Source organism: Neptunomonas marina, assembly GCF_004005935.1.
Lineage (GTDB): Bacteria > Pseudomonadota > Gammaproteobacteria > Pseudomonadales > Balneatricaceae > Neptunomonas > Neptunomonas marina.
In genome coordinates, this window is the sequence record NZ_SACQ01000001.1 from 202,145 (window position 1) to 218,593 (window position 16,449).

Here is a 16,449-nt window from a genome sequence, read left to right on the forward strand (position 1 = left end):
ACATAACCTGATAGTAACTAACTTTATACTATTGTATATCTAGATAGAATCGACGCCAGTTTCTTACTGGAGGTTTTTCAATGTCTGTGATGGAGCGTATTTTTCACACGCTGTTATTTGAGGCCATTGCGCTGCTGCTGTTTGTTCTTTTAGCTGGCGTAGTGACTCAAGGTGACTCTGCCACCTTAGCGGGGCTGGGTATCGGCATGTCTTTGCTAGCGATGATGATTAACTTTATCTATAACTGGGTATTCGACCACGTGGCCGGTGCTGATCGTGCGGTCCGTGGGCTGAAGCTACGGCTACTTCATGCAGGGTTGTTTGAACTAAGTTTAATGGCGGTTTCACTACCTGTATTGATGTACGTGTTAAAGATGGATTTTTGGTCGGTATTGGTTTTGGATCTTGGCATGGTGGTCTTCTTCTTGGTGTATGCCTTTGTGTTCAACTGGTCATACGACCTGATTCGCCAACGCGTGCGCTCCGATAGCCCTGCTACGCTGGGGGAGTGTTAAAGCCCCAGCGTTTTGAGCTTGCGTTTGGTCATACGGCGGATCTCACTCTCGTCCTCCGCTTTTTGCGCTTTAATCAGTAGCTTTTCGAGATCTTTGCGGCTCGTATTGCGAATCACCCATTTAATCATCGGAATACGATGAGCACTCAAACTCAGCCGGTCAAAGCCCATCGCGATTAGCAGCAGCACGGCCGCAGGATCGGCAGCCATCTCTCCACACAGCGAAATGGGTAGGTTAAGTGTTTTACAGCGCGCTTGTATCATCTCAAGCGCTGACAACACCGCAGGGTGCAGCGGATCGAATAGACGCGAGACTTTCGGATTATTTCGATCAACGGCGAGCAAGTACTGCGCTAAGTCGTTGGTGCCGACAGATACAAAGTCGATATAGGGTGCGGCTTTCTCTAACAACAAGATAGCTGCGGGTACTTCGATCATAATACCGAGCTTTGGCGCCGTTGCTTGCTTGCCCTCATTGTGTAGATCTTTGAGTACTTGATCGAGCAGGGCACGCAGCGCTTTGATCTCGTCAATACGGCTGACCATTGGCACAATGATCTGCAGGTTCTCGCGGCCGTGCCCAGCGCGGACCATAGCGCGTAGCTGCGTAATTTGCAGCGCAGTGTTATCCAATGTGAAGCGAATACCTCGCCAGCCAAGATAGGGGTTTTCCTCTTTGATCTCGTAGTAGGGGAGTTGCTTATCGCCACCAATATCTAGCGTCCGCATCGACACGGGTCTTGGGTAGTAGGCATCGATGACCTGCTTATAAACCCGGTACTGCTCATCTTCTGTTGGGAAGCCATCGTGGACCATAAACGGGATTTCAGAGCGATACAGCCCCACACCCTCGGCACCATTCACAAGCCCCGGCGATACGTCAGCCAATAGGCCGGTATTGGTCAGTAGCGTGACATGGAAGCCATCGTCTGTTTCTGCAGGTAAATCTTTGAGCTGCGCCAGTTGGGAGTTGAACTTCTCCTCATTACGCTTGATCTGGCGGTATTCGCGTGTCATCTCTTTAGGCGGTGACGCGATAACAAAACCACTGTTGCCGTCGATGATGACGGTCTGGCCGCTGTAACGTTCGATATCTAGCTCAGTGACGCCCATCACTGCGGGAATACCTAAGGCGTTTGCAACGATTGCCGTATGGGATAATGCCGAGCCCGAGCGGCAAATAATGCCGACAAGCTGATCTTTATCGAAATCAGATAGGTCCGTAATACTGATCAAATCCCCCGCCAGGATGATGGCGGTATCTTTAGGGGGCTCACGCAATCGCTTCTTGCGGAGCATTTGATTGATCAGCTTAATGGCGATATTACGCACATCTTCAGCGCGCGCCTGCATGTAAGGGTCTTCTGAGGCTTCAAACACCGCCGCGTGATCAAGCGCAGCTTTACGCACCGACCAGATCGCTGTGTTGCCTTTCTCGATGAGGGTGATGACGTTTGCGGAGAGTTCTGGGCTCGCCAGCATCATGCGATAAACGGTGAAAAGCGACGCGATATCTTCGGGTAGGTCTTTTTCAATACGGGCCTCGCCTTGCTCTACTTCGGCGATCGCACCTTCGAGTGCGTGATGAAAGCGCTCCAGCTCCTCTTGAATATCATCGGCTTTTTTCGGCAGGGATGCCTTAAGGTCCACTTGGCTGTTTAGCTGCGTAAGCTGACCAACAGCAACGCCTGTCGAGCCAGAGATACCGTCATAACGCTTATATAGCTTGCCGGGTCGGCGTCTTGGCATCCAGTCGCCAGACTTTTGAATCGCGTTCAGCGTTGCAGCAAGCTGTGAAGCCACGGTCACCAAAAACGCTTCAGCCTCCGGTGAGAAAGGCGCACGTTTAGTACCCTGAATAACAATAACGCCCACTAACTGGCGCAAGTGAATCAGCGGAACAGCCATAAACTGGCGATAGGGGGTTTCCTCTGCATCTGGGAACAGACGAAACTTCTCATGCAGCGAGGCATCTTCAAGGTTTAGCAAGTTTTTTGTGGCAGCAACTGTACCAACCAAACCCTCCTCAGGATTAAGGCGAATCTTCCCCACAGCCGACTGAGATAGGCCTTGCGTGGCGGCAAGAATCAGTTGCGCACGCGAGGGGGATTTTAGATAAAGACTGCAAACAGGCACCTCCATCAGATCGCTGAGTCTGGCCACAATCGTCTGCATGGCCGCGACTGCATTTTCCGCATCAGATATCTCTTGTACCAAGGGGGTCAGATTAGCTAATGAGTGTTGCATACGGGCCGGTCCTGTATAATCGAGAAGGCTGAGCGATTCTTGATAATCGCACATAAAACAATTGATTAGCAACGGCTGTTGTGCTGCGTTAAAAACGCCTTCAAACATGTGTTTGATGCTAACAAGGGGTAATGTGTGAAGAGCTTTTTGTTTACAACTGATAATGACCGCGGTGGCGTGATACTCTGCAATCTCGATACCCTCGAAGAGGCAGTGGACTATCTACATATCCGCTTTAAAGGTGTGGTGCGCGTGGAGCAGGGCAAGGACTACTGGACAGAGCAAAGTGGCTTTGTTTACCTCAATTCACCACAAGATGATCCACCCCCAGAACAAGGATGATTCGGGACACCTAAATGCTACGCATCTACTACGCAAACTCCCTCGAAACACTGCGCGATGTACTTGTTGAAATGGTACATCGCGAGCCGCTCAGCGATCCATTCGCGAGTGAGCAGATTTTGGTTCAAAGCCCCGGTATGGCTCAGTGGCTCAAGCTGGAGCTAGCGGAGCGCATGGGCATCGCTGCCAACATCGACTTTCCACTACCGGCTAGCTTTTTATGGCAAGTGTTTGTGGATGTGCTGGATGAGGTGCCTGAGCGCTCGGTATATAACAAAGCAGCCATGACATGGGTGTTGATGCGCCAGCTTCCCGAACTACTCGAGCAAGCGCACTTCGCTGTGCTGCGCCGTTACTGTAGCGAAGACAGCGATCCGCTGCGCCTATATCAGCTCTGCGCCTGTATCGCTGACCTGTTTGACCAGTATCTCGTTTATCGTCCCGATTGGATTGCAGCGTGGGAAGCGGGAGAAAATAGCCCCGCAGCCAATACAGAACACGCGTGGCAACCCATTCTATGGCGTCGCATTGTGGCCGATGTTACTGAGCGTGGCTTACCCCATTGGCATCGTGCCAATATGTATGAAACCTTTTTTCAGGCGCTAACCAAAGCTGACCGACTGAACAGCTTGCCATCGCGTGTGTTTGTCTTTGGTATCTCTGCACTACCGGAGAACTACGTTGAGGCGTTGGCCGGACTGGGTGAAAAGGTGGATGTGCACCTAATGATTGCAAACCCCTGCCGCCACTACTGGGGAGATATTGTTGATCCCAAATATCTTGCTCGGCTAAACCGAGAGTGGCTTACCAAACATCAAGGTGAAGCGCAGAGTTACCACCACGTGGGGCATCCGATTCTCGCGTCCATGGGTAAACTGGGCCGTGATTACCTCCACATTGTGCAGCAGCTCGAAAAGCCAGAAGTTGGCCTGTTTTCAGAGCCGTGCTACGACAACCTGCTCCATGCGGTGCAGTCTGATATTTTAGACCTGCAAGATAGTGCAGCGGCAGACACCACCAGCGCCTTTCGCTATCGTCCGGATGACAAGAGCATCCAGCTGCATGCAACCCATAGCCCTTTGCGTGAAATTGAGGTGCTGCAGGACCAATTATTGGCGATGTTTGCCGAAGATCCCGCACTTAAACCCCGCGACATTATTGTTATGATGCCGGATGTTGCCAGCTATGCGCCCTATATTGATGCGGTGTTTGGTAATGCAGAGCCTGAACACTTCCTGCCTTACTCCATATCGGACCGGTCCGCTGATCAAGAGATCCCGCTGATCAACAGCTTCTTACAGCTGTTGAACTTGCAAAAGAGCCGCTTTACCGCCCCGCAGATTATCGAGCTGTTAGAGTTACCGGCGACGCAGCGAGCTTACGGTATCTCGCCCGAGAGCTTTGAAGATATTCGCCACTGGGTGGCGGAATCGGGCATTAGCTGGGGATTAGATGCCGATATGCGTGCCGAGGTTTGCGATATCTCCTTTGCTGAAAACAGCTGGGCATTTGGTTTAGATCGGCTCTTTGGTGGTTACGCACTCGGGGATGTAGATCTATGGCAGGATACAGCACCCTATGCGGGTGTCAGCGGTTTATCGTCGGTGGCGCTTGGTCAGCTTGCTGCCTTCATCAGCGACCTAAAACACTACCGTCAGGTGTTCACCGGCGAGCGCAGCTTAGCGCAATGGATCAGTGAAATTCTGCAGCTGACCCAAACGGCTTATCAGCCAGATGATCACGACCATGAGGCGCTTGCGTTGATCAACCAGGCGCTAGAAAACCTGCAAACAACCTTTGCGGAGGCGGCCTTTGAGCAACCGCTGGCGGCGGATATTTTACGCGCTCATCTAGCCGAATCACTGAGCGCACAGCGTGCATCGCAGCGTTTCCTTTCGGGGCAGATCAATTTTTGTACCTTGATGCCGATGCGGGCGATTCCGTTCCGTGTCGTCTGCCTCGTTGGTATGAACGATGGCGCATATCCGCGCAGCTTACCGCCGCTAGGTTTTGACTTAATGGCCAACCATCCACGCAAAGGTGATCGCTCAAGACGAGACGATGACCGCTACCTCTTTTTAGAAGCCCTGTTGTCCGCCAAAGAGACGCTTTACTTAAGCTATGTGGGACGTTCGATCGCGGATAACACGCCGCGCATCCCCTCAGTATTGGTGAGCGAACTACTTGAATATTGTGAGCAAGCTTACGGTATAGCGGAGCAAGGCGAGAGCCTGCAGGCCTTGTTGCAAGTCGATCATCCACTCACCGCCTACAGCGAGCGTTACTTTGATGGCTCAGATGCGCGCTTGTTTAGCTACAACGGGCGCTGGTTACCAACAGCACAACCGCTAGTAGCAGACGCTAAGCCGATATCCGAGCCGTTGGGCGATGAGCCCATCATGTTAGATATCGAGAGTGTGGTGCGATTTTTCCGCAGCCCAGCAAAATACTACTTTGAGCAACACCTGCAAGTGTATTTTCCCGAGCAGGAGGAGGCGCTGCCAGAAGAGGAGCCGTTTGCTGTCTCGAACCTAGCGTTGTTTGCTCTGCGTGAGCGCTTGCTAGACGATGCGCTCAAAGGCGAGCCTGCTGAGCGGATCAGCCAGCAACTGCGTGCTGAAGGGATCTTGCCGGTTGGCCCTGCCGGTGAGTTAGTCCTTACACGGGAGTTGGAGCAGATGGCTGTGCTGAAAGACAAGATGCAAGCTTTTCTTGTGGGTGAGCCCTCAAAACAAGCGATAGATCTGCGCTTTGAGTGCTTTGGGCAGAAAGTGCAACTGCAAGGCTGGCTGCGCGACATCTACGCAACGACACGCCTAGAATATCGCGCTTCCAAAAGCCGCGATCATCATCGTTTTGGGCTATGGATTCGCCATTTGGCAATGAATGCCATGGGGCTTGAACGCGATTCCACCTACCGAGGTATCGATAAGTGTTTTGCTTATCAACCGGTACCGCCATCTGAAGCACACCAGACATTGGCCCAGCTGATTGAGTTTATGCTCCGTTATAGGGGCAAAGCGACGAGTTGGCAGCCAAAAGCTGCATGGCCGCTGCTCACGGGCTATCAGCATGACCCAGAAGAGGCGAGGAAGCGTGGCGAAAAAGCCTTTCTTGAAGCACAAGAATATGACCCGTATCTAACCCGCTTAGCGTATCGCTGGGAGGTGATTGAGCCGCTTATGATTGAGCAGACCGAGGCGCTGTTTGGATCTTTGTTGCGTTACCGCAAGGAGGATGAGAAATGAGCGCACAGCTATTAGATCCGGTTAGCTTGCCCATTCAGAGGCGCTGCTTAATCGAGGCCAGTGCTGGCACCGGTAAAACCTTCACGTTGGCGGCGCTCTATCTGCGTCTGTTGCTTGGTATGGGCAACGACCAACAGCAACGTCGCCCGCTCGGGGTGGAAGAAATTCTGGTGGTAACCTTCACAGAAGCTGCCACACAAGAGTTGCGTGACCGTATCCGCGTACGTATCCGAGAGGCTCGGCGAGCCTTTTTAGAAGGCAGTAGTGATGACCCGTTGCTGCAACGTTTGGTGGCCGACAACAGCGATCATGCACAAAGCGCTAAGCTACTGGAGATAGCGGGCGCTGCGATGGACCAAGCGGCGATCTTCACAATCCATGGCTTTTGTCAACGAATGCTGCGCCAACACGCGTTCGAGAGCGGCGCGATGTTTAGCCAAACCCTAACCACGGATGATGAGCCGCTCGTGCGCCAGGCATTGCTGGATTTCTGGCGCACCACTGTGTACCCGTTACCCAAGTCCTTGGCTGACGCGGTTTTAGCTGAGTTTGCATCGCCCGATGCGTTATTAGGTGAGGTGCGCAGCTATCTGGGTTTGCCACTGCTAACTCAAACGCCTGATTACGCTGAGTTCGACTTAGCCGCAGCTTGGGCGGCGCAAGACTCCGCCCTGCAAGCGCTACGTGAAGCGTGGCCAAGTGCTGCCGGTGAGCTGGCGCAGATCATTGCTGACTCCGATATCAACAAGCGCTCCTACAGCAAAGGTAACGTCCCCAAATGGGTGGATAAAGTAAGCGATATGCTGGCCGGCGTGATCAGCATGAAAGAGGGGCGTGAGCCGCTGTCACGTTTCTCAACCGCCATGCTGCACGAGAAAACCACGAAAGGTGCTGTGCCACAACATGCGATCTTCGCGCTGGTGGATGCCTATTTTGCAGCCGATGTGCCGATCAAAGCGGCTATTACCTCCAAAGCACTCGCTCAAGTGCGTATACGTTTAGCCCGAGCTAAACAGGAACAGCAGTTGCTCGCATTTGACGATCTGCTGACCCAATTAGCGGGAGCGCTGCAAAAAGCGCAGGGGAGCCAACTGGCAGACGCGATCCGCCACCAATACCCCATCGGGCTGATCGATGAGTTCCAAGATACCGACCCGTTGCAGTATCAGATCTTTAGCTGCATCTATCGTGCGGACAGCCAAGATAAAACGGCTCCCGCGTTACTGATGATCGGTGATCCCAAGCAGTCTATTTATGCTTTTCGTGGCGCGGATATATTCACCTACATGCAGGCAAAACAGGAGGTGGATGCACACTACACACTAGAGACGAACTGGCGCTCGGGTGAAAGCATGGTGGCAGCCGCCAATGCGCTCTTCAGCCATCACCCTGAGGCCTTTATCTACGCTGAGCAAATTCCTTTCTCCCCTGTTGCGTCGGCACCCAATGCAGGTGCTAAAACGCTGCAGTTTGACAGCACCCCGCAACCGGCATTGCAGCTTTGGTTGGCTCCAGAGCGGCTCAATAAGACGGAATACCTAGCGCAGTTTTCACAGTTAACGGCGCAGCAGATCAAGGCGTTGCTCACCGATCAGCGCTTTCAACTGAAAGGGCGGGCAGTTGAGCCTGCTGATATTGCGGTTTTAGTCAGAGATCGCAACGAAGCGGCAGCGGTGCAACAAGCGCTGGATGAGCAGGGCGTCGCTTCGGTGTTTATGTCCAACCGCAATAGTGTGTTTACCACACCGGAAGCACGCGAGCTTTACTACATCTTAGAGGCGGTGGCAGAGCCTACCGATGAGCGTTTATTGCGTACAGCGATTGCGACATCAGTCTTTCAGCTTTCGGTAGGGCAGCTGGAAGCGTTGTTTCAGGATGAGTTAGCTTGGGAGGCGCTGGTGCTTGAGTTTCGTGAGCTGAAGCAGGTCTGGCAGCGCCTTGGCGTGCTGGCGATGTTGCACCAACTACTGGTTACACGCGAGCTAACCGGCGGTTTTCTAGCATCGGCCAGTGGCGAACGCCGGTTAACCGATCTGCTACACCTAGGTGAGTTACTGCAGCAAGCCAGCCAACAAGTGGAAGGGCTGAGCGGTATTTTGCGGTGGTTATCGGAGCACCTGACATCGCCAAACCACAATGCACAAGAGCAACAGTTACGCCTAGAAAGTGATCGTTCTCGGGTGCAGGTGATCACTATTCATAAATCGAAGGGCCTGGAGTACAACCTTGTTTTTCTGCCCTTCGCAACGCTCTATCGCGCCAGTGATCGAGCGCTATATCACGATGAGCACGGTAACACGGTGCTTAATCTGGCGGCTGATGACGAAGCCCTCGCCAGAGCGGATCGTGAGCGCCTCGCGGAAGACTTGCGTTTATTGTACGTTGCGGTCACGCGTGCCGTTTACGGTTGCTATCTTGGGGTGGCTGATTGGGGGAGTAAGCGCATTAGCAGAGTTTCCGGCAGTGCGCTGGGCTATCTGTTAGATGCCGATGGCGATACGCTGGCCGAGCGTTTACATGCATTTGTTGAGCAAACAGCAGCCGTGGATTTTGCTGCAATCGAGTTTGATAGCGCCGTGCCTATGGAAACCGGTGATCTGCTGGCCGCATGCAGTGCGCCGCCATTAAGCGCACGAGGCTTCGTCGGTGAGATTGAGCGGGAGTGGCGCGTCACCAGCTACTCTGCGTTGAGCCGTGGCCATCAAACGATCACCGCAGAACCTGTGTTAGTTGATGCGCTGGATCTGGAGGTTGCTGAAGAGGCTGATACACCGCAGCATGATGACATACCCGATATTATGCACTTCCCCCGCGGCGCCGTCGCCGGGACTTTTTTGCACACGCTATTTGAAGAGATCGACTTCAAGAACACCGATGACGCGCTTTTAGCCGACGTCATCGAAAAACAGCTTTTGCTGGCAGGTTTTGATGAACAGTGGCAGCCGGTGTTGATCGATTTTATGCGCCGTGTGCTCAGCACCGAACTATCGCAGGCAGGTTGTGCACTGGCTGATATCGGTCCTACAGAGCGTTGTGTGGAGATGGAGTTCTTTATCCCCTTTGCATCTTTAAGTGCAGCGCCGGTTAATAGGCTGTTGCAGCAGTACGATCCGCTCGCGAAAAGTGCGGGCGAGCTGCGTTTTGAACAGGTGCGCGGTATGTTGAAGGGCTTTATCGATCTGACCTTTCGCTTTGGTGGGCGTTACTACGTGCTGGACTATAAATCCAACCACCTAGGCGATACGGTGGAAGACTATAGCCAGTCAGCTATGGCAGATGCGATGTGTGATCACCGCTATGATTTTCAATATGTGCTCTACACGCTGGCGCTTCACCGCCTACTCAAACTGCGCTTGCCCGATTACGACTATGACCGCGATATTGGCGGTGTTTACTACCTCTTCTTGCGCGGCATGGCGCCGGGCAGTGACCATGGTATCTACTACACCAAGCCCGAGCGCGCTCTTATCGAGCAGCTGGACCATCTGCTGCAGGAGGGTGTGTGATGCAGCTATTACAACGTCTATATGAGCTGGATCTATTACGTGATATCGATCTACAGTTTGCTCGGTGGTTGGGCCAGCGCTTCGAGGCTTCTCATACACTACTCACCCTAGCGGCAGTTGTTAGCCAGCAATCGGGCGAGGGGCACGCCTGCTTGCACTTACAACAACTCCCCAACTTGATCGCGAGCTGGCCGGATGAGCTGCATAGCGACGCCAAGCAGTGGTATGCGCAACTTGATGCGGCCTTGGATACTCATCAGCTTCTGCTTGGCTATGGTACAGAGCCAACGCCGTTGGTGCTTGAGCGTAATCGTGTTTATCTTTACCGGCTTTGGCACGCGGAAAAGCAGGTTGCTGAGGCGCTATTGGCACGCGCACAAGCCCGCGACGCCGCCTGTGACTTGCCAAGCTTTGGCGCTGCGCTTGATCAACTATTTATAGGTGCGACCGAGCAACCTGATTGGCAGCGGGTCGCTGTGGTGACGGCGGTTGCGCGGCGTTTAGCGGTGATTAGTGGTGGGCCGGGAACGGGTAAAACCACAACGGTGACCCGCATGTTGGCGATGTACCTACAACAGACCTTGAGCGCCGACCGGCAAGCGCGCCCGCATATTCTGCTTGCCGCCCCAACAGGTAAAGCTGCTGCTCGGTTATCGGAGTCGATTGCCGGAGCTAAAGCCCAGTTGCCAGTGGCGGAACCTATCAAACAGCTTATCCCAGAGCAGGGGATAACCTTGCACCGTTTACTTGGAGCAAGGCCACGAAGTGTGCGTTATCGATACAATCGTGATAACCCGCTTCAGGTTGACCTACTGGTGGTAGACGAGGCCTCCATGATCGATCTGCCACTGATGGCCGCGTTACTTGAAGCGCTGCCAGAGCATGCTCGTTTGGTATTGATTGGTGATAAGCAGCAGCTTGCCTCAGTAGAAGCCGGTAGTGTATTGGGTGATTTGTGCGCGATGCAAAGTGCAGCCGTGCCGACAGAAGCGATGCAAGAGCTGCTCTGTGTAACGTGTGGGCTACCAGTTACTGAGGGAGACACGCGTGTACTGGCTGATAGCGTGGCGTTTTTGCGCAAAAGTTACCGCTTCGCCGGAGATAGTGGTATCGGGGAGCTAGCCAGTGCAGTCAATAGAGGCAGTGTGAAGCAAACGCAGGCGGTGTTACGTCGTGGTTTTGATGACCTTAACTGGATAGAGGCACTAACGGCAGATAACCAACATCTCGTGCAGCACATGGCCCAAAAGTATAGCCACTACTTGAGCTGCTTTAAGCAAGCGATTAGCCCAGACGAGGCGCATGCTGCGTTTGCCAAGTTCCAGTTGCTGTGTGGATTGCGCAAAGGCGTCTTTGGGGTTGATGCACTGAATGAAGCCTTCGAAAACTACCTAGAGCGGCGGGGCTTAAAAGCCGCTGATAACCGCTGGTATGAAGGGCGGCCTGTAATTATTACGCGTAACGATGCAGCGTTGCAGCTGTATAACGGCGATATTGGGATCACGTTGTTCGACACCGAGCAGCAACAGCTGCGAGTGTACTTTGAGCAAGGCGGAGAGATGCGATCTTACTCAACCAGCCGCGTCCCTCAACACGAGACGGTTTTCGCGATGACAGTGCATAAAAGCCAAGGCTCAGAGTTTAAGGAGATTACGCTTGTGCTAACGGATAGCGCTCGGGTGATGAGCCGGGAACTTGTCTACACGGGCATTACACGCGCAAAACAGCATTGTAATCTGTACGGCAAAAAAGCGGTGATGTTAGCGGCGGTTGATCAGCCCACGGTGAGAATGAGCGGGCTAGCAGAACGGCTGTGGGGGTGAAGCCTCACAGCCGTTGGTGGAGCATCACAGGGAGACGCTAGCGGCGACGCTTCTCATCTTCCACTTTGATGCGGATCGGTTTTAGCTGATTGTTGCTCCGCTCAAGTGTGGTTTTACCCAAATAAGCGATGGTGGCAATCAGTAGAAGTGCGGCCAGTATCGTCATAAGCGACTCCTGTTTTATTGGCTATAAACTAACTCTAGTCTTTATAGACCCTGTTCAGCAACTTTTTGTTCAAAGTCTGTAAATCCTCCTACGTATTCCTGACCAATAAAGATCTGTGGAACCGTTTCAACAGGGCGGCCGATCGTTTTTTCTAGGTCGGCTTTGCTGATGCCTTCCGCATAGATATCGATGTAGCGGTACTCGAGTGATTTAATCTCACATAGCTCTTTTGCGCGTGTGCAAAATCCACAACCTGGTCGGCCAAAAATTGTAACTCGTTGCATGGGTATCTCCTCATCTATTTCCTATATGAAACCGTAAAATCGACAAGAAATCTAATCAGTTGTAGCTATCTGAGTTATTGGAATTGACTATCGTGTTAGCTATCCACAGAAGGTGTGGATAAGTTTGTAGATATCCGTGCTGAAACCGCTGTGAGTGGCATTATCTCTAGGTTTTGTAAAAACGACGAAAATTTAAGCTATTTTAACCACTTAGTGCGGTTGCCGAGAACAAAATAGCGTGCTGCATTTGCGAGATATACTACGAATTGCTCAGGATCATCTAGCCAATTAGCCAAGACTTTTGGAGAATAATCCGTATAATTCTGCGCAAAAAGCCCCGCGTGGATGTCAGTACTGTCACATTCATGTGCATAAAAACAGAATACGAAAATAGCTGGGCGACATCAGCGGTAAAAAGCGGAACCAAAAGTTTCGTTGCAGTGCGGAATAACCTGTAAAAAAGCAGGGCTTTTAGACTGACCGCGGTGATTTTCGAACCCCACAACCACGTATCAAACGGTGAGTAACGAGATGACGGCAAAAACGGCAGATGTATTGTTAGTTGGGGCCGGTGCAATGAGCACCACCCTGGGTATGCTGCTCAAGCAGTTAGACCCCTCCATTAACATTGTGATGGTTGAGCGTTTGGACCATGTTGCAAGCGAAAGCACCGACGGGTGGAATAACGCTGGCACGGGCCATGCCGCATATTGCGAGCTCAACTACACGCCAAAACAGGCCGATGGTTCTGTGAATGCAACTAAGGCGTATGCGATCAATGCTGCGTTTGAGGTGAGCTTACAGTTTTGGTCGTCACTGGTTAAAAAGGATGTTCTTCCTGAGCCACGTGCTTTCATCAACCCAACACCCCATATGAGCTTCGTCTGGGGTGAAGAGAACGTTGAGTTTTTGCGTACACGCTACGAAACACTTAGCCAGTCTGCGCAGTTTGCTGATATGGAGTACAGCGAAGATCCTGACGTTCTACGTGAGTGGATGCCACTCATACTGGAAAACCGCGACCCAATGCAGAAGGTTGCGGGTACACGCGTTCGATACGGCTCTGATGTTGATTTCGGCTCTTTGGCTCGCTCCATGTGTGAGCATCTTAACGAGCAGGAGAACTTTGAGCTTAAGCTAAGCTCAACGGTTAAAGACTTACAAAAGCGTGATGATGGCACGTGGGATGTTGTTGTCTGTAATGACAAATCCGGTGAAAACGAAACCGTTAACGCCCGCTTTGTATTCTTGGGGGCTGGCGGCGGTGCCCTGCCATTACTGCAACTCTCAGGTATCCCAGAGGGTGACGGCTATGGCGGCTTCCCAGTTAGTGGCCAGTGGCTAGTTTGTAAGAAGAAAGAGATCGTTGAGAAGCACTTGGCGAAGGTCTACGGTCAAGCGCCAATTGGTGCTCCGCCGATGTCGGTTCCTCACTTGGACACGCGTATCATTAATGGTGAGAAGGCGTTGCTGTTTGGTCCGTTTGCTGGCTTTACAACGAAGTTCCTTAAGCAGGGTTCGGTTATGGACCTACCGAAGAGTGTGCGTGCCAACAACCTTAAGTCTATGCTCTCTGTCGGCATGAACAATATGGACCTGACGCGTTACTTGATCAGTGAAGTGATGCAATCGCACGAAGCGCGTGTTGATTCGCTCCGCAACTTCTATCCAGATGCGCAAAACGATGATTGGGAACTGGCTTACGCCGGCCAGCGTGTGCAGATCATCAAGAAAGATGAAGAGAAGGGCGGTAAGCTAGAATTTGGTACTGAGGTGATTCGCAGCTCAGATGGTTCTCTAGCAGCGTTGTTAGGCGCTTCTCCGGGTGCATCGACAGCGGTGAATACGATGGTCAGCATTGTTGAAAATTGCTTTGCTGATGAGTTGGCTAACCAAGGTTGGGATAAGAAGCTTAAAGAGCTGATTCCTTCATACGGTGAGTCGCTGGTGGATAATCCAGAGCTACTCAAAGAGGTGCGTGAGTTTACGCTCTCGACGCTGCAGCTTGATGAAGCTTAGCCTTTGAAGACATGATAAAAACCGCCCTTGCAGGGCGGTTTTTTTTTGTGGCAAATATATAGCGAAGCGAAACAAGAGAGAATGAGTATGGACATTGATGATCTACGGGTGCAGCTCGCGATAGCTCAGACGGAACATGCTGCAAGTGGATTGCGTTGGGCGCTGCGTTGTTGTGAGCTTGCGTTAGCAGCGCTCGAGGCTGGCAACTATGGCGTAGGTGCGGTGCTCCTCGATGAGGATCAAAACATACTACTAGAATCGAGCAATGCGGTGTTTAGCCCCAGCTTTAACTCTGCTGCCCATGCAGAGATGCAGTTGCTCGCATTGTTAGATCAGGAAGTGGCACCTGTTTGTCCGCGACAGCAGATGACCTTAGTGGTTTCACTGGAGCCGTGTCCGATGTGCTTTTGCCGCATCATCTCAGCAGGTATTGGGCGGGTAATCTATCTTGCGCCTGACAGTAGCGGCGGAATGGCGTCACACCAAGATAAGCTTCCGCCTGCATGGCGTAACCTCGCAACACTGACGCGGGTAACACAATTCCATGGCGATGCCAGGCTGAGTGAGTTGGCAGCTGGATTTGCTAACGTGAACAGATCGGCATTACGAGAGAAACTGCTCAAGGCAATGGGAAGGTAGGCGGGAGACTACCTGAGTAACCCACCTATCAGTATTACATCATTTAGAACCAGTCGTCTCGGCGTTTCTTCTTTTTCGGCAGCAGCGGAATGAGCAAGCCAAGGATAACGCCACCGAGTGCCACAAGCCCGCCGTGCGTAAACCAGCGCATAAGGTTGCTTTCGTCCATGCCTTCGATCTGGCGATTGAGGCCTTTTATCTCTGCGTTTAGCTTATCGAGTTGTTCGGTATAGGTACTGTTTTCAGCTTTGTAAGTATCCAGTTCAGCGGCGAGTTGCTCAATCTCTTCGCCTTGCTCAGTGACCATCGCTTCGCTCTTTTGCAGTGCCGTTTCTAGCTTTGGTACTTTAATCTGCATACTGTCGCCGCTAGCAACATTATTGCCGTCAGCCCAGCCTACTTTTCCTGATGCTGTGCGGATCTGAACAAACTTACCATCGGGGCTTTTTTTAAGGATGGTGATCGGAGAGCCGCTACGTACACGCCCTGTAATACGAAATTTATTACTTGGGCCGCCATGAATAAATACAAATACATCATCAGCGATATGGCCCTTTTCGGCAAAAGCGGGCTGGAATGCGATCAAAAGCGCAGTCGTTAAAATCAATTTTTTCATTCTTGTGGGAAGTCCTCTATCTATCTGACGGAGCATTTTACGGATTCTAGCTAGCAGGGCTAGTGAAATGCGGCCGATAAAGGGTTCTGATGGCCATCGGGCTGTTAAGTTCCTGTGCTTTTTCATCGAGGGCTTGCTTCGACTGGTCTCAGCAGCTTAAGCTTTCGTTAATTTTTTTAATACAAAAGGAGTTTAGCTGAATGGAGAAGTGGTTCGATCCTACGATGATCCAGTCCCTGCAAGAGGAATATATTATTCCTTGGGGCATTAATATTGTAACTGCGTTGCTGGTCTTTATCGTCGGTCGCCTGGTGGTTAGCGTCATTATGGCGCTATTCAAGCGTGTACTGGGGCGCACGCGTATGGATCAGATGCTAGTTGAATTTCTTGCATCGATTCTCTCTGCGTTGTTACTGCTATTTGTCATCGTGGCATCGCTTGACCAGCTGGGAGTTGATACCTCATCGCTGATCGCTATTGTGGGTGCTGCTGGTTTGGCGATTGGCTTGTCCTTGCAAGACTCACTGAAGAACTTTGCCGCAGGCGTGATGTTGATTGTTTTTCGCCCCTTTCGTGCAGGTGATTTTGTGGAAGCGGGCGGCGTATCTGGAATTGTTGAGAACATCACAGTTTTTAACACCGTGATGCGTACTGGTGACAACCGCGAAGTCATTGTGCCGAATGGGTCGATCTACACCGGGGTTATAACCAACTATTCGAAGCGTAAAACACGTCGTGTCGATTTGGTGTTTGGCATCGGTTACGATTCAGACTTACGCGAGGCTAAGCGCATCTTGCAAACCATTGTTCAGGAAGATGAGCGAATCTTGAAAGAGCCTGAGCCTGTTATCGCAGTCTCAGAGCTCGCCGATAGCAGCGTGAACTTCATCGTACGCCCTTGGGTCAAATCGGAAGATTACTGGAAAGTACTTTGGGATATGAACGAGACAGTGAAGCTGCGTTTTGATGAGGCAGGCATCAGTATTCCATTCCCACAAATGGATGTGCACTTGCATAAAACAGAAACCCCAAGTAACTAAGTTAC

Annotated in this window: 12 protein-coding genes; 8 read left to right on the plus strand and 4 right to left on the minus strand. The window is 51.9% G+C overall.

Annotation, left to right across the window (positions count from 1 at the left end; all coding sequences use genetic code 11):
- Positions 1–80 precede the first annotated feature (80 nt).
- Entirely contained in the window at positions 81–515 is a 435-nt protein-coding gene (locus EOE65_RS00965) for a PACE efflux transporter (RefSeq protein WP_127692423.1), read from the plus strand.
- Here the strand turns inward: EOE65_RS00965 and ptsP are convergent.
- Positions 512–2,761: a phosphoenolpyruvate--protein phosphotransferase gene (gene ptsP, locus EOE65_RS00970; protein WP_127692424.1), complete on the minus strand. Its 2,250-nt coding sequence runs from the start codon at positions 2,759–2,761 to the stop codon at positions 512–514. The genes EOE65_RS00965 and ptsP overlap by 4 nt on opposite strands.
- A gap of 135 nt (positions 2,762–2,896) precedes the next feature.
- On the opposite strand from ptsP, the gene EOE65_RS00975 reads away from it, so the two are divergent.
- The 4 genes from EOE65_RS00975 to recD are packed head-to-tail and all read left to right on the plus strand — an operon-like array spanning position 2,897 to position 11,680.
- Positions 2,897–3,103: a hypothetical protein gene (locus EOE65_RS00975; protein WP_127692425.1), complete on the plus strand. Its 207-nt coding sequence runs from the start codon at positions 2,897–2,899 to the stop codon at positions 3,101–3,103.
- A gap of 14 nt (positions 3,104–3,117) precedes the next feature.
- Positions 3,118–6,351 (plus strand): exodeoxyribonuclease V subunit gamma, encoded by a 3,234-nt coding sequence (gene recC / locus EOE65_RS00980; RefSeq protein WP_127692426.1) that lies wholly within the window; start codon positions 3,118–3,120, stop codon positions 6,349–6,351.
- Positions 6,348–9,857: an exodeoxyribonuclease V subunit beta gene (gene recB, locus EOE65_RS00985; protein WP_127692427.1), complete on the plus strand. Its 3,510-nt coding sequence runs from the start codon at positions 6,348–6,350 to the stop codon at positions 9,855–9,857. The genes recC and recB overlap by 4 nt, the downstream gene beginning before the upstream one ends.
- Positions 9,857–11,680, plus strand: coding sequence for an exodeoxyribonuclease V subunit alpha (gene recD, locus EOE65_RS00990; RefSeq protein ID WP_127692428.1), 1,824 nt, complete (start codon positions 9,857–9,859; stop codon positions 11,678–11,680). The genes recB and recD overlap by 1 nt, the downstream gene beginning before the upstream one ends.
- 37 nt (positions 11,681–11,717) lie before the next feature.
- On the opposite strand, the gene EOE65_RS18280 is transcribed toward recD, so the two are convergent.
- Together EOE65_RS18280 and EOE65_RS00995 are read right to left on the minus strand one after the other, a co-directional pair.
- A complete protein-coding gene (locus tag EOE65_RS18280) occupies positions 11,718–11,846 on the minus strand; it encodes a hypothetical protein (protein ID WP_276317489.1) in 129 nt (42 codons plus the stop codon).
- Positions 11,847–11,887: 41 nt separating this feature from the next.
- On the minus strand, positions 11,888–12,130 hold the full coding sequence (locus EOE65_RS00995) for a GrxA family glutaredoxin (RefSeq protein ID WP_127692429.1): 243 nt from the start codon (positions 12,128–12,130) through the stop codon (positions 11,888–11,890).
- 519 nt (positions 12,131–12,649) lie between these two features.
- On the opposite strand from EOE65_RS00995, the gene mqo reads away from it, so the two are divergent.
- Positions 12,650–14,149 (plus strand): malate dehydrogenase (quinone), encoded by a 1,500-nt coding sequence (gene mqo / locus EOE65_RS01000; RefSeq protein WP_276317490.1) that lies wholly within the window; start codon positions 12,650–12,652, stop codon positions 14,147–14,149.
- An 87-nt stretch (positions 14,150–14,236) separates the two neighbouring features.
- On the plus strand, positions 14,237–14,788 hold the full coding sequence (locus EOE65_RS01005; RefSeq protein WP_164846983.1) for a nucleoside deaminase: 552 nt from the start codon (positions 14,237–14,239) through the stop codon (positions 14,786–14,788).
- A gap of 43 nt (positions 14,789–14,831) precedes the next feature.
- On the opposite strand, the gene EOE65_RS01010 is transcribed toward EOE65_RS01005, so the two are convergent.
- Entirely contained in the window at positions 14,832–15,404 is a 573-nt protein-coding gene (locus tag EOE65_RS01010; protein ID WP_127692432.1) for a TIGR04211 family SH3 domain-containing protein, read from the minus strand.
- Between the two features lie 200 nt (positions 15,405–15,604).
- Between EOE65_RS01010 and EOE65_RS01015 the strand changes: the two genes are divergently transcribed.
- Positions 15,605–16,444 carry a mechanosensitive ion channel family protein gene (locus EOE65_RS01015; RefSeq protein WP_206052583.1) on the plus strand — a complete coding sequence of 280 codons (840 nt, stop codon included), beginning with the start codon at positions 15,605–15,607 and terminating at the stop codon, positions 16,442–16,444.
- The last annotated feature ends 5 nt before the right edge of the window (positions 16,445–16,449 follow it).